15 protein-coding genes are annotated in these 21,378 nt (G+C 70.5%); 2 read left to right on the top strand and 13 right to left on the bottom strand.

Annotation, left to right across the window (positions count from 1 at the left end):
- Nucleotides 1-140 precede the first annotated feature (140 nt).
- From ABIA33_RS26525 to ABIA33_RS26465, 13 genes are all read right to left on the bottom strand, one after another.
- Entirely contained in the window at nucleotides 141-3,899 is a 3,759-nt protein-coding gene (locus tag ABIA33_RS26525) for a ribonuclease E/G (RefSeq protein ID WP_370085049.1), read from the bottom strand.
- Nucleotides 3,900-4,134: 235 nt separating this feature from the next.
- Entirely contained in the window at nucleotides 4,135-4,926 is a 792-nt protein-coding gene (locus ABIA33_RS26520; RefSeq protein ID WP_370085099.1) for a TIGR03936 family radical SAM-associated protein, read from the bottom strand.
- Between the two features lie 221 nt (nucleotides 4,927-5,147).
- Entirely contained in the window at nucleotides 5,148-7,091 is a 1,944-nt protein-coding gene (locus tag ABIA33_RS26515) for a TIGR03960 family B12-binding radical SAM protein (protein ID WP_370085047.1), read from the bottom strand.
- A gap of 72 nt (nucleotides 7,092-7,163) precedes the next feature.
- Nucleotides 7,164-7,517, bottom strand: a complete 354-nt coding sequence (locus ABIA33_RS26510; RefSeq protein ID WP_370085045.1) for a BTAD domain-containing putative transcriptional regulator — start codon at nucleotides 7,515-7,517, stop codon at nucleotides 7,164-7,166.
- Nucleotides 7,518-7,554: 37 nt separating this feature from the next.
- A complete protein-coding gene (gene rodA, locus ABIA33_RS26505; protein ID WP_370085044.1) occupies nucleotides 7,555-8,748 on the bottom strand; it encodes a rod shape-determining protein RodA in 1,194 nt (397 codons plus the stop codon).
- Entirely contained in the window at nucleotides 8,745-10,970 is a 2,226-nt protein-coding gene (gene mrdA / locus ABIA33_RS26500) for a penicillin-binding protein 2 (protein ID WP_370085042.1), read from the bottom strand. The genes rodA and mrdA overlap by 4 nt, the downstream gene beginning before the upstream one ends.
- 25 nt (nucleotides 10,971-10,995) lie before the next feature.
- Nucleotides 10,996-11,742, bottom strand: coding sequence for a rod shape-determining protein MreD (gene mreD / locus ABIA33_RS26495; RefSeq protein ID WP_370085040.1), 747 nt, complete (start codon nucleotides 11,740-11,742; stop codon nucleotides 10,996-10,998).
- A 1-nt stretch (nucleotide 11,743) separates the two neighbouring features.
- The gene (gene mreC / locus ABIA33_RS26490) at nucleotides 11,744-12,712 is read right to left on the bottom strand and encodes a rod shape-determining protein MreC (RefSeq protein WP_370085038.1); all 969 of its coding nucleotides are present in this window, start codon (nucleotides 12,710-12,712) and stop codon (nucleotides 11,744-11,746) included.
- Nucleotides 12,713-12,768: 56 nt separating this feature from the next.
- Nucleotides 12,769-13,794, bottom strand: coding sequence for a rod shape-determining protein (locus ABIA33_RS26485; protein WP_370085098.1), 1,026 nt, complete (start codon nucleotides 13,792-13,794; stop codon nucleotides 12,769-12,771).
- A gap of 319 nt (nucleotides 13,795-14,113) precedes the next feature.
- Nucleotides 14,114-14,527 carry a nucleoside-diphosphate kinase gene (gene ndk / locus ABIA33_RS26480; RefSeq protein WP_370085036.1) on the bottom strand — a complete coding sequence of 138 codons (414 nt, stop codon included), beginning with the start codon at nucleotides 14,525-14,527 and terminating at the stop codon, nucleotides 14,114-14,116.
- Nucleotides 14,528-14,666: 139 nt separating this feature from the next.
- Entirely contained in the window at nucleotides 14,667-14,999 is a 333-nt protein-coding gene (locus tag ABIA33_RS26475; protein WP_370085034.1) for a DUF4233 domain-containing protein, read from the bottom strand.
- Between the two features lie 34 nt (nucleotides 15,000-15,033).
- Entirely contained in the window at nucleotides 15,034-16,425 is a 1,392-nt protein-coding gene (locus ABIA33_RS26470; protein ID WP_370085032.1) for a folylpolyglutamate synthase/dihydrofolate synthase family protein, read from the bottom strand.
- A gap of 296 nt (nucleotides 16,426-16,721) precedes the next feature.
- Nucleotides 16,722-19,361: a valine--tRNA ligase gene (locus ABIA33_RS26465; RefSeq protein ID WP_370085030.1), complete on the bottom strand. Its 2,640-nt coding sequence runs from the start codon at nucleotides 19,359-19,361 to the stop codon at nucleotides 16,722-16,724.
- A 137-nt stretch (nucleotides 19,362-19,498) separates the two neighbouring features.
- On the opposite strand from ABIA33_RS26465, the gene ABIA33_RS26460 reads away from it, so the two are divergent.
- Together ABIA33_RS26460 and ABIA33_RS26455 are read left to right on the top strand one after the other, a co-directional pair.
- On the top strand, nucleotides 19,499-20,377 hold the full coding sequence (locus ABIA33_RS26460) for a hypothetical protein (RefSeq protein ID WP_370085028.1): 879 nt from the start codon (nucleotides 19,499-19,501) through the stop codon (nucleotides 20,375-20,377).
- 135 nt (nucleotides 20,378-20,512) lie between these two features.
- Nucleotides 20,513-21,340 carry a peptidylprolyl isomerase gene (locus ABIA33_RS26455; RefSeq protein WP_370085026.1) on the top strand — a complete coding sequence of 276 codons (828 nt, stop codon included), beginning with the start codon at nucleotides 20,513-20,515 and terminating at the stop codon, nucleotides 21,338-21,340.
- The last annotated feature ends 38 nt before the right edge of the window (nucleotides 21,341-21,378 follow it).

Raw genomic sequence — 21,378 nt, 5'->3', positions numbered from 1 at the left:
AATGCAAAGCACGCCGAGGGTCAAGGCTACGGATCCATGGCCTGCGGGTCAAACCAGCCCAGGTGGGACGCATTCCCGGACGACGCAGCCCGCCCGCTCCGATCGAACCGGAGGGGCGGGCTGCGTGTACTGCTGTAGTGCTATTCGGCGGCGGGGGCGTCCGGGACGTCCCCGGACGGCGCCTTCTTGGCTGCCCGCTTGGTGGCGGTCTTCTTGACCGCCGCCTTCTTGGTCGCCGTCTTCTTCGCGGCGGCCTTCTTGGCCGGAGCCTTCTCCGCCGGGGCCTTCTTGGCGGCGGCCTTGCGCGGAGCCCGCTTGCGCGGGGCCGGAGCCTCCTCGAGCGGCTCAACCTCGGCCTCGGCCGGGGCCTCAACCTCCGTGACGACCTCAACCTCGGCCTCTGCCACCGGCTCGGCCGCAGCCACGATCCCGACCTCGGGCTCGACCGACTCGACCACCTCGGCCACCTCGGCCACCTCGACCGACTCGACCACCTCGGCCATGGGCTCCTCCGCGGCGCGTGTCGGCACGACCACGACGGCCGCCTCCTGCGCCGCCGGCGGACCGGCCGGCGAGGTGGCCTTGCGCACCGCGCGACGACGGGTACGCGCCGGACGAGCGGACGACTCGATCATCGCCTCGGCGAGTTCCTCGGCCTCCGCCTGTACCGCCGTGTCCAGCGGGGCGGGCGGGACTGCGGCGATCGCGGCAGCGGCTTCGGCCACCGGCTCCGCCTCCAACTCGGCCCCGGAGGTGACGATCTCCAGGTCGTCGACGTCCTCGGCGGTCAGACCGTGGGTGACAAGCTCCTGAGCGATCTCGTTGAGGTTCGCGTCGCGGTCGTGCGCCTGCGCCTCCGCGGCCGCGTCCCCGCCGCGACCGCGACGGCGGCGCTTGCTGCCACCGCTCTCGGACCCGGACGGCGCGCCCTGCTCCGCCGACACCTCGTGCGCTTCCGCGCCCTCCAGGTGCATCGGGCCGGTGAAGCCCTTGGGCACGGGCGGAGCCTGCTCCATGTGGACGATGACGCCGCGACCGTTGCAGTGCACGCAGGTCTCCGAGAAGGACTCCAGCAGCCCCTGGCCGACCCGCTTGCGGGTCATCTGCACCAGGCCCAGCGAGGTGACCTCCGCCACCTGGTGCTTGGTCCGGTCCCGGCCCAGGCACTCCAGCAGGCGGCGCAGCACCAGGTCGCGGTTGGACTCCAGCACCATGTCGATGAAGTCGATCACGATGATGCCGCCGAGGTCGCGCAGCCGCAGCTGGCGGACGATCTCCTCGGCCGCCTCGATGTTGTTGCGGGTGACCGTCTCCTCGAGGTTGCCGCCCTGGCCGGTGAACTTCCCGGTGTTGACGTCGACGACGATCATCGCCTCGGTCTTGTCGATCACCAGGGAACCGCCGCTGGGCAGCCAGACCTTGCGGTCCAGCGCCTTCATCAGCTGCTCGTCGATGCGGTACGCCGCGAAGACGTCCACCTCCGAGGTCCACCGCGACAGCCGGGGCACCAGGTCCGGGGCGACGCCGGCCACGTACTCGTGGATGGTCTCCCAGGCCGTGTCGCCGGACACGATGACCTTGGTGAAGTCCTCGTTGAAGATGTCGCGGACGACCCGGACGGTCATGTCCGGCTCGCCGTAGAGGAGGGTCGGCGCGTTGCCGCTGCTGACCTTCTTCTGGATGTCCTCCCACTGCTGCTGCAGCCGCTGGACGTCGCGGGTCAGCTCCTCCTCGGACGCGCCCTCGGCGGCGGTGCGCACGATGACGCCCGCGTCGTCGGGGACGATCTTCTTGAGGATGTTCTTGAGGCGGGCCCGCTCGGTGTCCGGCAGCTTGCGGCTGATCCCGGTCATCGAGCCCTCGGGCACGTACACCAGGTAGCGGCCGGGCAGCGAGATCTGGCTGGTCAGCCGGGCGCCCTTGTGACCGATCGGGTCCTTGGAGACCTGCACCAGCACGGACTGGCCGGACTTCAGCACCGACTCGATCCGGCGCGGGCCGCCCTTGACGCCCAGCGCGCCGAAGTTGACCTCACCGGCGTAGAGCACGGCGTTGCGGCCCTTGCCGATGTCGATGAACGCGGCCTCCATCGACGGCAGCACGTTCTGCACCTTGCCCAGGTACACGTTGCCGACGTAGGAAGTGGCCTGCTCCTTGTTGACGTAGTGCTCGACGAGCACGTTGTCCTCGAGCACCCCGATCTGGGTGCGCTCGCCCAGCTGACGGACCACCATGACCCGCTCGACGGCCTCGCGGCGCGCCAGGAACTCGGCCTCGGTGATGATCGGCACCCGGCGGCGGCCCTGCTCGCGGCCCTCGCGGCGGCGCTGCTTCTTCGCCTCCAGACGGGTCGAGCCCTTGATGGACTGCACCTCGTCCGGGTCGAACGGCGCGTCGGCGACGACGGAGGCAGCGGCGGCGGTACGGCGGCGCGGCTCGCGGACCTTGACCACGGTGCGCTCGGGGTCGTCGCCGTTGCTCACGGCCTCGACCTCGGCCGGGCCTCCCTCGCCGCTGCGGCGGCGACGGCGACGGCGGCGACGGCTGGACGCGGAGAGGGCCTCGCTCAGGTCCTCCTCCTCGTCCTCCTCGTCCTGCTCCTCGTCCACCTGGCCGGTCTGCTGCTCGGCGGCCGGGGCGTCGTAGTCGTCGCCCTCGCCGCGGCGGCGGCGACGGCCGCCCCGGCGGCGGCGGCGCGAGGGACGGCCCTCCTCGTCGGCGGCGAACGAGTCCGGCGCTTCGGTGGTTTCCTCGTCCAGCTCCTCCGGCTCGGCCGAGGTCTCGGCCTCCTCGACGAAGCGGGGCTGCGGCGCCTCGAAGGTCGGTGCCTGGGACACCGCGCGGCGGCGGTTGCGGCGACGGGCGGCGGGCGAGTCGTCCTCGACCGGCTCGAAGGTGTCCTCCGCGCGCTCGACGGCCCGCTCGGGCCGGTCGGCCGCGGGCAGCGGAGCTCGGCCGGAGGACTGCTGGAAGACGGCGGGCGCGGTCGGCGCGGCAGGCGCCGAAGCCCGGGCGGAGGTGCCCGCGGCCGAGGTCCGCCGGGACGCACGGCGCCCGGTGGTGTCCTCGTCGGCGGCCTCGGTCTCCGCCGGGGCGCTCTCGACGACCGGCGCGGCGGTCGGCGCGGTGGCGCGGCGGCGGTTGCGGCGACGCGGGTCCTCGGCGGGCTCGCCGCGGTCGGCGACGTCGGGGGCCGGCGCGGTCGGCTGGGTGAAGGCGGCCGCCGGCACGGCGGGACGCGCGGGAACCACGATCTCGGCGGGCTCCTGGAACACCGGAGCCTGGAAGACCGCGGTGGAAGGACGGACGGCCCGACGGCGGGAGCGCGGCGCGGCGGCCTCCTCGGCGGCGGGGGCGGCGGCCACGGGGGCAGGGGCGGGAGCAGGGCCCTCCTCAGGCTCCTCCTCGACCAGCGGCTCCTCGACGGCCGGTGCCGCGACAGCCACCGGGGCGGGCTGCTCGGGGACGGCGATCTCGGTCTGCACCGGCTCGGCCTTCTTGCGGGTACGCCGGGCCCGCTTCACCGGCTCCGCCGCAGCAGGAGCCTCGGCGGGTGCCTCGGAAGGCAGCTCGGCCTGCGTCTCTGTGGCCGGGGTCTCGGTGGCCGGGGTCTCGGCAGCGAGCTCGGGCTCGGCCTTCTTGCGGGTCCGGCGGACGCGCTTGGCCGGGGCGGGAGCCTCGGCGGCAGAGTCGGCAGCGCCCTCGACGGGCGTGCCCGAGGCGTCACCCTCGGCCTGCGGCGGGCCGGCCGGACGGCTGGCCGCACGGCGGCGGCGCGGAGCCGCCTTCGGTGCCGAACCCTCCGCGGCCGCGCCTGACTCGGCGCCCTGCGGGTTGTTCTGATCGTTCGGTTCGTTCTGGTCGTTGATATCGAGCATCCGGGCGGTTCTCCCGTTCATGCCCCCGGGCGCCGCGCTTCAGGGGCGGGCGCCGCACAGGGGCTTGCGTATGTCGGGGCGCTCCGCCGATATGCGGCGGTGTGCCCAAGTCTTCTGGTCAGGCCAGTCTTCAGGTCTTGGCTGCGCCGGGCCCCGGGTGGCTCCCAGGGGCCCTGAAAAAGCGCGGTTCGATCCGCCGATGACGAGCCGCGATGCACCAGTGGTGCAGGGCGCGGGCCTGACCGGCCGCCGCTGCCTACGCGGGCTGCGGCTCGGCCGCCTCGGATGGGAGGGCCGGTGCCGCGCCACGGTCGGGCGCGAACGGGTCGGTCACCGCACCGGACTCCTCGTCGAGCGGCCCCTGCGCCAGCCTGGTCACCCCAGCGGGGACCGGCAGCGCGAGGTCGGCCGTCACACGAAGACCGGACAGGACGTCATCGGGTCGCACGGCGGGTGTTGCGTGCCGAACAACCAGCCGCAGTATCGCACAGCCGCGGCCTGCGGCGATATCGGTACTACTTTCAACATACTCCTCGGCACCTGCGCCGACCTGCGACTCGACGAGTTCCAAGATGACCACTGCGCCGCGCGCGTCGAACGTGCGGATGCCGTTCTTGGTCTGGCGCTGCACCTCGACGCTCGAAGCGGCGAGGAAGGACGCGACCGCGGCCCGGACCACGGACGGCTCCACGCCGTCGAGCCGGAGCTCCCAGACGGACGCCTCGAGCCGCTCCACGAAGTTGGGCGTACGGACCTCGACCGCGTCGACCACGTCCAAGCCGACGGGCAGCGACTCGTCGAGCTGCGCCCGCAGGACCTCGGGGTCGCGGTGGTCGCTCAGCGCCAGCTCCACGTACTCCGCCTCGCTCGCCGAGCCGGTGGGTGCGGCGTTGGCGAAGCTGATCCTGGGGTGCGGGGAGAAGCCCGCGGAGTACGCCATGGGGACGGCGGAGCGGCGGAGTGCGCGCTCCAGAGCCCGCTGGAAGTCGCGGTGGCTGGTGAAGCGCAGACGGCCGCGCTTGGTGTAGCGCAGTCGGATGCGCTGCACCACCGGTGCGGGCGGCGGACCGTCGGGCGTGCGGCGTGCCAGGGCGCTCAGTCCTTAGGCAGAAGGGACAGGTTGTGCGCCTACCAGGGTACGCGGGCCCGGTGGGCCCGAATCACGCGATGCGTTCCGAGACTCCGCCACGCCGTCGGGGACCTTCGCGGAGAGGCCCTGCGGTCCGGACAGCCGGACCGGCGGGGCCTCTCGGGTGACGAGCAGTCAGCTCACTTGACCACGGTGAGCGGGAGCAGCTTCGCGCCGGTGGGACCGATCTGGATGCTGGTGTCCAGCTGCGGGCACACACCGCAGTCAAAGCAGGGGGTCCAGCGGCAGTCGTCCACCTCGACCTCCTCCAGCGAGTCCTGCCAGTCCTCCCACAGCCAGTCCTTGTCCAGCCCCGAGTCGAGGTGGTCCCAGGGCAGGACCTCCTCGTACTGGCGTTCGCGAGTGGTGTACCAGGCGACGTCGACGCCGGTCCCGGCGAAGCCCTTCTCGGCGGCGCGCATCCAGCGCTCGTACGAGAAGTGCTCGCGCCAGCCGTCGAAGCGGCCGCCGTCCTCGTACACGGCGCGGATGACCTTGCCCACGCGCCGGTCACCACGCGAGAGCAGGCCCTCGACGATGCCGGGCTTGCCGTCGTGGTAGCGGTAGCCGATGTTGCGGCCGTACTTCCTGTCGTTCCGGATGGCGTCGCGCAGTTTCAGCAGCCGGGCGTCGGTCTCCGCAACGCCGAGCTGCGGGGCCCACTGGAACGGCGTGTGCGGCTTGGGAACGAAGCCGCCGATGGAGACGGTGCAGCGGATGTCGTTCTGGCCGGTGACCTCACGGCCCTTCTGGATGACGTTCTTCGCCATCTCGGCGATCTGCAGCACGTCCTCGTCGGTCTCGGTCGGGAGGCCGACCATGAAGTACAGCTTCACCTGGCGCCAGCCGTTGCCGTAGGCGGCGGCGACGGTGCGGATGAGGTCCTCCTCGGACACCATCTTGTTGATCACCTTGCGGATGCGCTCGCTCCCGCCCTCGGGGGCGAAGGTGAGGCCGGAGCGCCGCCCGTTGCGGGTGAGCTCGTTCGCCAGGTCGATGTTGAAGGCGTCGACCCGGGTGGAGGGAAGGGACAGGCCGACCTTGTCCTCCTCGTACCGGTCGGCCAGGCCCTTGGCGATGTCCGCGATCTCGGTGTGGTCGGCAGAGGACAGCGAGAGCAGCCCCACCTCCTCGAAGCCCGTCGCCTTGAGGCCCCGCTCCACCATCTCGCCGATGCCGGTGATGCTTCGCTCCCGCACGGGGCGCGTGATCATGCCGGCCTGGCAGAAACGGCAGCCGCGAGTACAGCCGCGGAAGATCTCCACGGACATGCGTTCGTGGACGGTCTCCGCAAGCGGAACCAGCGGCTGCTTCGGGTAGGGCCACTCGTCCAAGTCCATCACGGTGTGCTTGGACACCCGCCACGGCACGCCGGAGATGGTGGGGACAACCCGACCGATCCGGCCGTCGGGAAGGTACTCGACGTCGTAGAACTTGGGGACGTACACCCCGCCGGTCCGCGCCAGGCGGAACAGCAGTTCGTCGCGCGGGCTGCGGCCGTCGGCGCCGGGGCGGCCCTCGGCCTTCCAGGCGCGGATGACCTCGGTGATGTCCAGTACCGCCTGCTCGCCGTCGCCGACCACGGCCGCGTCCAGGAAGTCGGCGATCGGCTCCGGGTTGAACGCGGCGTGGCCGCCGGCCAGCACGATCGGGTCGTCGATGGTGCGGTCCGCGGCCTCCAGCGGGATGCCCGCGAGATCCAGGGCGGTGAGCATGTTGGTGTAGCCGAGCTCGGTGGAGAAGCTCAGGCCGAACACGTCGAAGGCCTTCACCGGGCGGTGCGCGTCCACGGTGAACTGCGGAACCCGGTGCTCGCGCATCAGCGCCTCCAGGTCCGGCCAGACGCTGTAGGTGCGCTCGGCGAGCACGCCCTCGCGCTCGTTGAGCACCTCGTAGAGGATCATGACGCCCTGGTTGGGCAGCCCCACCTCGTAGGCGTCGGGGTACATCAGGGCCCAGCGAACGTCACAGGAGTCCCAGTCCTTGACGGTGGAGTTCAGCTCGCCACCGACGTACTGGATCGGCTTCTGGACGTGCGGGAGGAGGGCCTCCAGGCGCGGGAAGACCGACTCGACAGACGACATAGAGGAGGACTTTCGTGTGGACGCAGGGGTGACCATTCAGGATAACGCGCCACGGCGGCGACGCCGGACGCGTCACGACGCACGCGTGCAGAGCAGCAGGAGCCGACGCAGCAGCGGTGAGGGCTCCAGGCCGAGCTCGCCCTCGAGCAGCCGCCGGTAGGACTCGTAGTGGCGCAGCGCCTCGGAAGCGTTGCCCCCGCGCAGATGGGCCTCCAGGCAGCATCGGATCCGCCAGGCGCACTGCGACTTCCCCGCCTCCGCCCCGTACGTCCTGGCCTGCGGCAGAACCCCGGCGCGGTCGTTCCGCTGTACGCGGGCCTGCTGGCCGCGATCGCCGCGAGCAGCGGCCTGCGGCCCGGCTTCGTCAGCCCGTACCTCTACCAGCTGATGTCGCAGCCGAACCTGCTGGGCCGCGTGCAGCGGCATCGGCCGGGTCTACCGGAACAGGCTGCTGCCGCAGACCTCAGGCCGCTATGGCGCGCTGCATCTTGACGGACTGGAGCAGCCCGATGCCGACCCAGATGGCGAACATCGAGGAGCCGCCGTAGCTGACGAACGGCAGCGGGATGCCCGCGACGGGCATGATGCCCAGCGTCATGCCGATGTTCTCGAAGCCCTGGAAGCCGAACCAGGTCACGACTCCGGCGGCGACGACGGTGCTGTAGAGGTCTCCGGCCTGGCGGGCGATCCGGCAGGCCCGCCAGAGGATCACGCCGAGCAGCAGGATGATCAGCCCGGCGCCGACAAAGCCCAGTTCCTCCCCCGCGACCGTGAAGACGAAGTCGGTCTGCTGCTCGGGAACGAACTGCCCGGTGGTCTGCGTGCCGTGGAACAGGCCCTTGCCCAGCAGGCCGCCCGAGCCGATGGCGATCCGGGCCTGCGCGGTGTTGTACCCGACACCCGCGGGGTCGAGGGCGGGGTTGGCGAAGGCCGCGAAGCGGGCGATCTGGTACTGCTTGAGCAGGTGCAGTTGGACCACCGCGACGGCCCCGGCGCTGCCGACGGCGATCAGGCCGAACAGCCAGCGCCTGGGCGCGCCCGAGGCGAGCAGGACGCCCAGGATGATCACGACCATCACCATGGTGGAGCCCAGGTCGGGCATCAGCAGGATGACGCCGATCGGCACCGCCGCCAGGGTGAGTGACTGCACTATCGCCCGCCCGTCCGGGTACGGCCGCTCCCCCGCGTCCACGCGGGCCGAGAGCAGGGTCGCCATGCCCAGGATGATCGCGATCTTGCAGAACTCGGAGGGCTGCACGGAGAAGCCGCCGCCGAGGACGATCCACGAGTGCGCGCCGTTGACCGTCGAGCCCAGCGGGCTGAGCACGGCGAGGACGCCGAGAACGGCGAGGCCGTAGAGGAACGGCGCTGCCGTGCGCAGCCGGTGGTGGCCGAGCAGCACTATCACCACGCACAGGCCGATGCCGATCGCCAGGTTCACCAGGTGGCGGACCAGGAAGTACTGCGGGTCGCCGTGGTTGATCTCGGTACGGCTGCGGGTCGCGGACCACACCAGCAGCGAGCCGATGCCGGAGAGCGCGGTGGCCGCGAGGAACAGGGGCAGGTCCATCCGCCGCAGTGGCGACTCGCGGGCGACCAGTCGCCCGATCGCGCCGCGGCGGGGGGCGTAGCGAGGCGTGCGGTAACTGGTGGTCATGCCTCCCATGAGCCCGCCCTCCGCTCGGGGGCGAGGGCGGTGACGGCGAGGGGGCCGCCGGACAGCGGTAGCGGCGACGGCCGGTCGACAGGGCGGTCGATGGTGAAGGCGGCCTGCTGGGCCACGCTGCCGTTGGCGTCGAAGGCCGGCAGGTTCTTCTGCGGGACGGGCAGCAGCGCCTTCTTGGGGTCGATGGAGCCGTCCGGCTGGATGCCGTACAGGGCGTTGTAGATGTTGCGGACGGCCGGGCCGGAGCCGCCGGAGCCGGTGCCGCCCTGCGCGATGGTCATCACGATGGCGTAGTCCTTGGTGTACGTGTCGAACCAGGACGTGGTCTGCTTGCCGACGACCTCGGCGGTACCGGTCTTGGCGTGCAGCGCGATCTTGTCCTGCGGCCAGCCCTGGAACTTCCACGCCGCCGTACCGCTGGTGACGACGTTCGCGGTGGCCGCGTCGATGTACTGCAGCGTCCGCTGGGTGTCCGGGAGCTTGCCCTGGACGATCGGCGGGAGGTTCTTGACGACCGTGCCGGTGGGCGAGACCACGGCCTTGGCCAGCTGCGGCTGGTACAGGGTGCCGCCGTTGGCGAGGGCCGAGTAGATCCGGGCCATCTGGATCGGGGTGACCAGGGTGTCGCCCTGCCCGATGGCGTAGTTGACCTCGTCACCCGCGCGCAGGGTCGCGAAGTCGACGCAGTCCTCCTTGGCGATGGCGGTGGCGTAGTCGTTCTTGCCGCTGGCCGCCTGCTTGCACCAGGTGTCCTTCATCGCGTCGTAGTACTTCTGGTGCCAGGTGCGGTCCGGGACCCGGCCGGTGACCTCGCTGGGCAGGTCGATTCCGGTCTTCTGGCCGAGCCCGAACTGGTGCGCGGCCTTGAACAGCCAGTCGCCGGGGTTCTTGGGCTTGTTTCCGCCGTCCTTCAGCCACTGCTGGTAGGCGATGTTGTAGAAGACGGTGTCGCAGGACACCTCCAGCGCCTTGGACAGGTTGATGGCGCCGAAGTTCTCGCCCTCGAAGTTCTTGAACACCCGGCCGCCGATGGTCATCGAGGAGGTGCAGGGGAAGGTGTCGTCGTAGCCGTAGCCGGCGTTGATCGCCCCGGAGGTGGTGACCACCTTGAAGGTCGAGCCGGGCGCGCTCTGACCCTGTATGGCCCGGTTCAGCAGCGGGAAGTCGGAGGAGGTACTGGTCAGTGCCGCGTAGTCCTTGGCCGAGATGCCGCCGGTCCACACGTTGGGGTTGAACGTGGGGGCGCTGGCCATCGCGACCACTCGGCCGGTGTGGACGTCCATGACGACCACGGCACCCGAGTCCGCCTTGAAGTTCTCCTGGGTGACCTTGTCGTAGGTGCCGCGCAGGGTGACCAGCGCCTGCTGCAGCTGCTGCTCCGCGATGGCCTGGATCCTGGAGTCGATGCTGGTCACGACATCGTCGCCGGGGGACGCCGCGCTGCCTCCGGCGGTGCCGATGACCCGGCCGAGGTTGTCGACCTCCAGGTCGGTGGTGCCGGGCTTGCCGCGCAGCGCGCTGTCGTACACCGACTCCAGGCCGGAGCGGCCGATCTGGTCGGCGGCGGCGAAGCCGGCCTTGCCGTCGGCCCCGGTGGAGGCGTTGATCTCGTCCTGGGTGACCGGCGACAGATAGCCGAGGACCTGCGCGGCGTTGGCGCCGTTGGGCGCCGGGTAGTCCCGCACCGCGGTGGGGTCGGCGGCGACGCCGGGGAAGTCCTCGCGGCGCTCCATGATCTGCAGGGCCTGCTGCGGGGTCGCCTTGTCCGTGACCGGGATCGGCTGGTACGGGGAGCCGTTCCAGCAGGGCTGGGGCGTCTTGGCGTCGCACAGCCGGACCTTGTCGTGGACCTCCTGCGGCGCCATCCCGAGGACCTCGGCGAGCCGGCCGAGCACGGCCTTGCCACCGTCCTTCTGCTGCAGCAGCGCGGTGCGGCTGACCGAGACGACGAGCTGGGTGGAGTTGCTGGCGAGGGCCTTGCCGTTGGCGTCGAGAATCTGGCCGCGCACTGCGGGGACCATGACCGTGCGGATGTGGTTGGACGATGCCTGCTGCACGTACTGCTGCCCGGTGCGGATCTGCAGGTACCAGAGCCGCCCGCCCAGGGTCGCCAGCAGCGACAGCACGAGGACCTGGAGGATCAGCAACCGCCCGGTCACCCGGCTGGTGCGGCCGGTCTGCTGCACTCCCGAAGACGGTGGGATGTGGGTCATGGTTATCGCTTCCCGCCCCTGGGGGTCAGTTGTCGGCGCTGCGGCTGCTCGCCTTGACGCCACCGGACTTGAGACCACCGGACTTGGCGCTGCCGGACTTGGCCCCGCCGGTCCCGGTGCCGTTGCCGAATCCGGGGACCGTGCCGAGCCCGGCGATCCCGCCGGTCCGGCTGCCTCCCCCGCCGAACATGGAGCCCTTGCGGTTGAGTCCGGTACGGGACGGCCTGCGCTGACCGCCGCCCCCGGTACCGCCGCCGCTGCTGACCGACTCGACGACGGAGCGTCTCGCCAGCGCCATCACCCCGGGTACCACGAACGGCGCGAGCAGCACGTCGTAGATCACCGCGGTCAGCAGCAGACTGCCGATGCCGACGTGCCGGGCTGCGGTGTCGCCGACCAGCGCGCCCACGCCCGCGTACAACATCGTCGCGGTGAAGGCCGCTCCGGCGACGACGAGCAGCGGCGTCACCACCGAGCGGATCTGGCCGTTCTCCGGTCGGAGCAGCCCGGCCGCATAGCCGAGGACGCAGAGGACCAGCGCGAAGCGGCCCACCGCGTGGTCGGAGGGCGGGGCGAGGTCGGCGAGCAGTCCGGCCCCGAAGCCGACCAGGCAGCCGCCGGTCGGCCCGTACACCAGGGCGAGCCCTATCACGACGAGCAGCATCAGGTCGGGTACCGCCCCTGGCAGGCCGAGCCGGGCGAAGATGCTGACCTGGACCACCAGGGCGATGACGACGAGGACCGCCGTGAGCAGGATGCGGTGCAGCCACATGTCAATGGGCCTTTCCCGTACCAGGTGTGGGGGCAGGTGTGGAGGCAGGTGTGGAGCCGGGTGCCGCGGGTGTCGTGGGTCCGGGCGCGGCAGGCGCCGGGGGCGCCGTGGGCTTGGGCGGCAGCACCGAGTACCGGGGGTCGGCGGCGGGCGGCTGGACCACCACGCCGACCAGGTCCAGCCTGGTGAAGCTGACGAAGGGTTGGACCAGCACGGTGCGGGTCAGCTGCCCGGGGGTGTGTTCGACCTTGGTGACGGTGCCGACCGGCACGCCCGGCACGAACGGGCGCTCGTTCTGCGAGCCGAAGGTGACCAGCCGGTCTCCCGGCTTCACCTGGGCCTGGCCGTTGAGCAGTTCCACCCGCATCGGCGCGGCGCCCTGCCCGGTGGCGAAACCCACTTCGCCGCTGCCCTCCATCCGGGTACCGACCGAGAAGCCGGGGTCGCTGGCGAGCAGCACGGTGGAGGTGGTGGGGCCGACCGTGGTGATCCGGCCGACCAGGCCGTCGCCGTCGATGACGGTCATGTCGCGCTGGATGCCGTCGTTGCTGCCGATGTCGATGGTGACGGTCCAGGAGAAGCCCTGGGCTGGGCCTATGGCGACGACCTGCGCGGCCTTCACGGTGTACTGGCCGGACCCGGCGGTGCCCAGCAGCCTGGTCAGTTCGGTGTCCCGGCCCCGGGCCAGGTCGGAGCTGGAGAGCTGCTGCTTGAGCTGGGCGTTCTGCTGCTCCAGGGTCCGGATCTGGTCGCCCCGGGTGCCGGAGTCACGCAGTGAGCGCATGGCGTCGGCGACCGGGTTGACCATGCCGGACACGCCGCTCTCGACCGGCCCGAAGACCGAGGCGGCGACGTTCCTCGGCCCGTTCAGCGGCGAGGCGTCACCGCCGTGGATGTCCACGGTGATCAGCGCGAACGCGACGGCGACCAGCAGGACCAGCAGGAGCCGGCTTTCTCGTGTGTCCCTCACGGTCCTCGGCTGAGCCCTTCAGGTAGGTGGCCGGTATGGCTGATTCGGGGTCAGCGTCAGCGACGGGGCTGGGAGTCCAGCACCTGCTGCAGTGCCTCGAACTCCTCGACGCACTTGCCGGCGCCCTGGGCGACCGAGTCCAGCGGGTTCTCCGCGATGTGGACCGGCATTCCGGTCTCGCGCCGCAGCCGCTCGTCCAGGCCGCGCAGAAGTGCGCCGCCCCCTGTGAGAACGATGCCGCGGTCCATGATGTCACCGGCGAGTTCCGGCGGGCACTGGTCCAGGGTCGTCTTGACAGCGTCGATAATGGAGTTGACCGGCTCCTCGATGGCCTGGCGCACCTCGGCGGCGGAGATCACCACGGTCTTCGGCAGGCCGCTGACGAGGTCCCTGCCGCGGATCTCGCTGTGCTCCTCCTTGTCCCCGTCGACGGGGTAGGCGGAGCCGATGGTCATCTTGATGTTCTCGGCGCTGCGCTCACCGAGGAGGAGCGAGTACTCCTTCTTGATGTGCTGGATGATCGCGTTGTCGAGCTCGTCGCCCGCGACCCTGATGGACTGCGCCGTGACGATGCCGCCGAGCGAGATCACGGCGACCTCGGTGGTGCCCCCGCCGATGTCCACGACCATGTTGCCGGTGGGCTCGTGCACGGGCAGGCCCGCGCCGATCGCGGCAGCCATCGGCTCCTCGATGATGTGCACCTGGCGTGCGCCGGCCTGGGCCGACGCCTCGATCACGGCGCGCCGCTCCACCCCGGTGATGCCGCTGGGGACGCAGACCACGACGCGCGGGCGGGCCAGGTAGCGGCGGCGGTGGATCTTCAGGATGAAGTAGCGGAGCATCCGCTCGGTGATCTCGAAGTCGGCGATCACGCCGTCCTTGAGCGGCCGGATGGCGACGATGTTGCCGGGCGTGCGCCCGATCATCTTCTTCGCCTCGGAGCCGACCGCCAGGATGCCGCCGGTGTTGGTGTTCACAGCGACCACTGACGGCTCGTTGAGCACGATCCCGCGACCCCTGACGTACACGAGCGTGTTGGCGGTGCCGAGGTCGACTGCCATGTCACGACCGATGAACGACATGCTGTTCGCCATGGGTATGTGAGGCCTTCCCGGGGTCGAGGGTGGAGGTCGGCGGAAGTCCAGGGAGTGCGCCGGTGGTGACAGTGCCTCAGGAACGGACTGGGAACCGCCACCATGGTAGCCATGCGCGCACTCAGGGTGACCGCAGGCCCTCCGCCATTGTCAGTGCAGACGATCACATTTCCCGCTATTGGGACGCTTGTGTCGAGCGCCCGGTTCCCCGGAATCCTACGTTCCGGTAGGCCGCCTACCCGTTCGACACTCGGTCAAACGAGCACGGTCTCGGCGACCTTGGAGTCAACCTCGGAGTCGGATCGACTCAGGCGTGACCGGGAAAGAAGATCTTGATCTCGCGCTCGGCCGAGGTCTCCGAGTCGGAGGCGTGGATCAGGTTCTCGCGGGTGATGGTCGCGAAGTCACCGCGGATGGTGCCGGGGCCGGCCTCCAGCGGGTTGGTCTTCCCGGCCAGCGCGCGGACGCCCTCGACCACGCTCTCACCCTCGACGATCAGCGCCACCACCGGGCCCGAGGACATGAACTCCATCAGCGGCTCATAGAACGGCTTGCCGAGGTGCTCGCCGTAGTGCTGCTCCAGCGTGGCCGTGTCCAGGGTGCGCAGCTCCATCGCGGTGATGGACCAGTCGGCCTTGCGCTCGATCCGGCTGACGATCTCGCCGATGAGTCCCCGTCGGGTCGCGTCGGGCTTCAGGAGGACAAGGGTGCGCTGGGGCATGGAACGGCTCCGGGGAGGTCGAGCACTGCGGGTGGTGGAACGGCACGAGGCGATGCTGCGAATGCTACGAACGGTGCGATGGTGCGACGTCAGGATGATTGAAGCCGAGCCTACCTGAATTGATACAGGCGCTCGAACGTCAGGCCGCCTGCGCGCGCGCCGCCTTGATGATGTCAATTTTGCGGCCGTAGTGGACAGACGCCCACCACAACACCGCAAAGATCACACCGAGCCCATACATCATCCCTACCACTGCACCACTCGCGATCAGCGCCAGCTGGAGCACCCAGCCGACCGCGACCGCACCCGGCCTGGTGATCACTCCGCAGAGCAGCACGCACAGAGCCATGGCGACCCCGGAGACCGTCCACAGCGTGGCCGAGCCGACATTGGACAGGTGCATCGCGACGAGAGCGGCGAAGCCGATCACCATCGCCTCGGCAATCAGCGTGGTCGAGCAGAGCGTACGCACGGCGGCGGGCCTTTCGGGCAGGCAGTTCGGCAGGTCAGCGGGGGCTGAGCAGGATGCGGGCCTCGCCCACGGTGATGATGGAGCCGGTGATCAGGACGCCGGAGCCGCCCAGGTCGCCGACCTCCTCGGCGAGGGACACGGCCGCGTCGATCGCGTCGTCCAGACGGGGTTCGACCAGGACCCGGTCCGCCCCGAAGATCTCCACGGCCTCCTCGGCGAGACGGTCGATGTCCGTGGCGCGCTGGGTGGAGTTCTTGGTGATCACGACCTCGGCGAGGACCGGTTCCAGGGCTTCGAGCAGCCCTGAGGAGTCCTTGTCGCCACTGGTTCCAATCACCCCGACAAGCCGGCTGAACCCAAAGGACTCGCTGATGGCGTCGGCGGTCGCTCGCGCCCCGGACGGGTTGTGCGCGGCGTCCAGCACGATCGTCGGGCTGCGGCGGATCACCTCGAGGCGGCCGGGCGAGCTGACCCCGGAGAAGGCGGCCCGCACCTTGTCGATGTCCAGCGGCTGCTCGCGCGCGATGCCGACACCGAAGAAGCCCTCGACGGCGGCCAGCGCCAGCGCGGCGTTCTGCGCCTGATGGGCGCCGTGCAGCGGGATGAACACCTCGTCGTACTCCTGCCCGGAGACGCCGCGCAGGGTCAGCAACTGACCGCCGATCGCCATGTCGCGGTGGACCACTCCGAACTCCATGCCCTCGCGGGCCACGACGGCGTCGTGCTCCGCGGCGTGACGCAGGATCACCTCGGCCGCGTCCAAGGGCTGCTGGGCGACGATCGCCAGGCTGCCCTTCTTGATGATCCCCGACTTCTCGGTGGCGATCTTGCCGGGCGTGTCACCGAGCTTGTCAGTGTGGTCCAGGGAGATCGGAGTGATCACCGCGACGGGGGCGTCGATGACGTTGGTGGCGTCCCAGGAGCCGCCCATACCGACCTCGACGATGGCCACGTCAACCGGGGCTTCGGCGAAGGCGGCGTAGGCCATGCCGGTGAGGATCTCGAAGAAGGACAGCCGGATCGGCTGCGCCGCGTCCACCATCGCGATGTAGGGCTCGATGTCGCGGTAGGTCTCGACGAAGAGCTCCCGGCTGATCGGCTCCCCGTCCAGACTGATCCGCTCGGTCACCGACTCCACGTGCGGGCTGGTGTAGCGGCCCGTGCGCAGCTCGAAGTGGCGCAGCAGCTGCTCGATCATGCGGGCGGTGCTGGTCTTGCCGTTGGTACCGGTGATGTGGATCGCCGGGTAGGCACGCTGGGGCTGGCCCAGGATGTCCATCAGTGCGGCGATCCGGTCGAGCGACGGCTCGAGCTTGGTCTCCGGCCAGCGCGAGGTCAGCTCGACCTCGACGGCACGCATCGCGGCCGCGGGGTCTTCGGCGGCGGAGGGGTCGGGCTGCGGGGTGCTGCGGGATGCGTCGCTCACGGCTTCAGTCTACGGAAGGCCGATCGGCTCTCCCACCGCCGGGCTCGCGGGTCGGACCGGGTCCGGCCAGGGTCGGACTCCGGGTCGGACCTCGGGTCGGACCTCGGGTCGGACCCGGGTCGGACCTCGGGTCGGACCTCGGGTCGGACCCGGGTCGGACCTCGGGTCGGACCCCGGGTTGGACCTCGGGTCGGACCCGGCTCGACGGAGCCCCCGCCGGATCAGGGCGGGGGCTCGGTCAGCCGTCGGCTCAGGCCTCGGTTCAGGCCTTGTCAGGCCTCGGATCAGCTCTCGGCTCAGGCCTCGGGCAGGGCCGCGAGCTGGGCGGTGAGGCGGGTGATGTCGGACTCGGCCTTGGCCTGGCGGGCGTGGATCTTCTCCACCGCCGCCGGGGCCGCCTTGGCGAGGAACGCGTCGTTGGCCAGCTTCGCCCGCGCCTGCGCGAGCTCCTTCTCGGCCGTGGCGAGGTCCTTCGCCAGGCGCTTGCGCTCGGCGACGACGTCGATGGTGCCGGACAGGTCCAGCGCCACGATGGCGCCGGCGACCGGGAGGGTGGCGGTGGCGTGGAAGCCGTCCCCGGCGGGCTGGAGCTTCGCGACTGAGCGCAGCGCCGCCTCGTGCGCCGTGAGCGCCGTCCCCGTCAGGTCGAGCTGCGCCGGAACCTTCTGGCCGGGGTTGAGGCCCTGGTCGGCACGGAACCGGCGGATCTCGGTGACCACCTGCTGGAGCGTCTCGATCTCCCGTTCGGCGGCCACGTCGCGGCGAGCCGCGTCGGCGACCGGCCAGTCGGCGACGACGACGGACTCGCGTCCGGTCAGCGTCGTCCACAGGGTGTCGGTGACGAAGGGAATCACCGGGTGCAGCAGCCGCAGGGTGACCTCCAGCACCTCGCCGAGGACCCGGCGCGTCGCCTCGGCCTGCGGGCCGCCCGCGATCAGCGTCGCCTTCGACAGCTCGACGTACCAGTCGAAGACCTCGTCCCAGGCGAAGTGGAACAGGGCATCGCTGAGCTTGGCGAACTGGTAGTCGTCGTAGAGGGCGTCCACCTCGGCGACGGTCGCGTTGAGGCGCGACAGGATCCAGCGGTCGGCGGCCGTCAGCTCCTCGGCGGCCGGGAGCGGCCCGTCCAGAGTCGCGCCGTTCATCAGCGCGAAGCGGGTGGCGTTCCAGACCTTGTTGCAGAAGTTGCGCGAGCCCTGGACCCAGTCCTCACCGATCGGGACGTCCGTGCCCGGATTGGCACCGCGCGCCAGCGTGAACCGGACCGCGTCCGAACCGTAGGCGTCCATCCAGTCCAGCGGGTTGACCGCGTTGCCGAAGGACTTCGACATCTTCTTGCCGAACTGGTCGCGGACCATCCCGTGCAGGGCGATGGTGTGGAACGGCGGCGTTCCGTCCATCGCGTACAGGCCGAACATCATCATCCGGGCGACCCAGAAGAAGAGGATGTCGTAGCCGGTGACCAGGACCGAGGTGGGGAAGAACTTCTCCAGGCTCGGGGTCTGCTCCGGCCAGCCCAGAGTGGAGAACGGCCACAGACCGGAGGAGAACCAGGTGTCGAGGACGTCGGTGTCCTGGGTCCAGCCCTCGCCGGTCGGGATCTCGTCGTCGGGACCGACGCAGACGACCTCGCCATTCGGGCCGTACCAGACCGGGATGCGGTGGCCCCACCAGAGCTGGCGCGAAATGCACCAGTCGTGCAGGTTGTCGACCCAGCCGAAGTAGCGGGACTCCATCTCCTTGGGGTGAATCTGGACCCGGCCGTCGCGGACCGCGTCGCCGGCGGCCTGGGCGAGCGGTCCGACCTTGACCCACCACTGCAGCGAGAGGCGCGGCTCGATGGTGGTCTTGCAGCGCGAACAGTGGCCGACGCTGTGGGTGTAGGGACGCTTCTCGGCGACGATGCGCCCCTCGGCGCGCAGCGCACCGACGATCGTGGAGCGGGCCTCGAAACGGTCCAGGCCGAGGAACGGGCCGTGGACGGTGATCACCCCGTGCTCGTCGAGCACGGTGATGCTCGGCAGGTCGTGCCGCCGGCCGATCTCGAAGTCGTTGGGGTCGTGAGCGGGCGTCACCTTGACTGCGCCGGTGCCGAACTCGGGGTCCACATGCGCGTCGGCGACGATCGGGATGCGACGGCCCGTCAGCGGCAGCTCGATCTCGGTGCCGACGAGGTGCCGGTAACGCTCGTCGTCGGGGTGAACCGCGACGGCGGTGTCGCCGAGCATCGTCTCGGCGCGGGTGGTCGCGACGACGACCCCGTCCGCCTCGGACCCGTAGCGGATGGAGACGAGTTCGCCGTCGTCGTCCTGGTACTCGACCTCGATGTCGGAGATCGCGGTCAGGCAGCGCGGACACCAGTTGATGATGCGCTCGGCGCGGTAGATCAGCTCGTCGTCGTAGAGCTTCTTGAAGATGGTCTGGACTGCCTGGGACAGGCCCTCGTCCATGGTGAAGCGCTCACGCGACCAGTCGACGCCGTCGCCGAGACGGCGCATCTGCCCGGAGATCTGGCCACCGGACTCGGCCTTCCACTGCCAGACCTTCTCCACGAACGCTTCGCGGCCGAGGTCGTGGCGGGACTTGCCCTCCTTGGCGAGCTCGCGCTCGACGACGTTCTGGGTCGCGATCCCGGCGTGGTCCATACCCGGCTGCCACAGCACCTCGTAGCCCTGCATCCGCTTACGGCGCGTCAGCGAGTCGATGATGGTGTGCTCGAAGGCATGGCCGAGGTGCAGGCTGCCGGTGACGTTCGGCGGGGGGATGACGATGGTGTACGGCGGCTTGTCGCTCTTGGCGTCGGCCTCGAAGTAACCGCGCTCGACCCAGCGCTCGTACAGCGGACCCTCTACCTCCGCCGGGGTGTACTGGGTCGGCAGGGTCTCGGCGGCGCTGTGGTCCCCGGAGTTGTCGGGGCGCTGGTTCGTGTCGGTCACGACGCACAGTTTACGAGCCTGCGGCCGTGGTCACGAACGGCTTTCCATCCGGTGGACGAAGGCCATCGAAACGGGCCGGTGGCCGGAATCCGATGGACATCGAAGCTTTGATGCTGGTCTTATGTTCGACTATGTCGATGTACCCGCCGCCTGCCGAGGACAACTCCGGCCAGGCCGACCCCTTCGGTCACCCCGCCCCGGCCCCCTACGGCCAGCCTCAGCAGGCGTACGGCCAGCCCGAGCAGGGTTACGGCCAGCCTCAGCAGGCGTACGGCCAGCCCGGTTACGGCCAGCCCGAGCAGGGTTACGGCCAGCCTCAGCAGGCGTACGGCCAGCCCGGTTACGGCCAGGTGCCCCCGCAGCCCGGAGCCCCGTTCGAGGACCCCAACGCCGCCTGGGCCGGCTACGCCCAGCCCCTGCCGCCGAAGAAGAGCCGCAAGGGCCTGAAGATCGCGCTGGGCATCGTCGCCGCGGTCATCGTCGCCGTCGGCGGCTCCGTCGCCTACTTCGTCTTCGACCAGGCGTCCCAGATGGGCAAGTACAAGCTGGTCCCGCCGGCCGCCTTCGACGGCCAGCAGCTGACCACCAACAACGCCATCGGCAACTCGCTCTCCTCCGCCAACAGCAAGGTGAGCGCGGCGGGTCAGACCCCGGTGACTGCGGTCTACGGCGGCTCCAGCGGCCTGCCTGCCTATGTGAGCTACGGTCTCTACGGCGGCCTCGCCGTCCCCTCGGTCCAGCTCGACCTGGCCTTCTCGCAGTTCACCGCCGGTGCCAACGGCCCGAAGATCAGCCAGAAGACGGACGAGAACCCCGGCTCGCTGGGCGGCGCGATGAGGTGCGCGGTGATGAGCGACAGCACTGTCACCATCCCCATGTGCGTCTGGGCCGACAACAGCACGATGAACATCCTCATGCAGATGCCCAAGGTGGACGGGACAACGGCGACCCCCGACCTCTCGGCGCTCGCGGCCAAGACCATCGCGCTGCGCACGGTGATGGAGGTCAAGAAGTAACGGCCGCGCCGCTCCCGGGCCCCGCACCCACTCGGGTGCGGGGCCCTTCGCGTCGGCCGCGCCTCCTCCGCCCAGCCGGGCCACCTCTGGTCAACTGTCGGCTGTGAGGCAGCGTGCACGACAGGAGGAGCCCAGGTGAGCGACGGCGGCGGCAAGGACGGCACCACCCCGGACGGCGGCCCCGACGGCACCCCTGCGGAGCGGAACACGGCCCGGCGGGCCCGGATCGAGGAGCTGCGGGCGGCGGAGAAGGCGAAGGCCAGGCGGCGGAAGACGCTGCTCTGGGTGTCCGGCGCCGTCGTGGTCGCCGTGGTCGGCGGCGGTATCGCCTACGCGGTCCGCCCCACCTCCGCGTCCTCCTCAGCCTCCTCCTCGTCCTCGTCTTCCGCCTCCTTCTGCACCGGTGCGGCTTCGGGCAGTCCCAACGGCAAGCAGTGGTCCAGCCCACCGGCCATGACCATCGACACCGCGGCCGCGTACTCGGCCACGCTGAAGACCTCCTGCGGTGACATCGGCATCAAACTCGACGCCAAGAACGCGCCGAAGACCGTGAACAGCTTCGTCTTCCTGGCCCAGCAGGCGTACTTCGACCACACCACCTGCCACCGGCTCACCACCAGCGGCATCTACGTCCTGCAGTGCGGCGACCCGACCGCGACCGGCAGCGGCGGGCCCGGCTACACATTCGCCGACGAGTACCTGACCGACCCCGCCGTGCAGAAGGGCACCTACCCGGCAGGGACCGTCGCGATGGCCAACTCCGGCCCCAACACCAATGGTTCGCAGTTCTTCCTGGTGTACCAGGACAGCCAGCTGTCCCCCGCCTACACGCCCTTCGGCACCATCACCTCCGGCCTGGACATCCTGCAGCACATCGCCAAGGACGGCACCGCGACCGGCACCCCCGACGGCAAGCCCAAGGACAACGTGGTCATCAACTCGGTTCCGGTGACCAAGGGCTGACCGCGGGGCCGAGGCCGAACGCAGGGAGCCCCACCCCC

This window comes from Streptacidiphilus sp. MAP12-16 (genome assembly GCF_041262165.1).
GTDB lineage: Bacteria > Actinomycetota > Actinomycetes > Streptomycetales > Streptomycetaceae > Streptacidiphilus.
The sequence above is the reverse complement of the archived record's forward strand: the minus strand, read 5'-3'. Positions and strand labels throughout refer to the sequence as shown.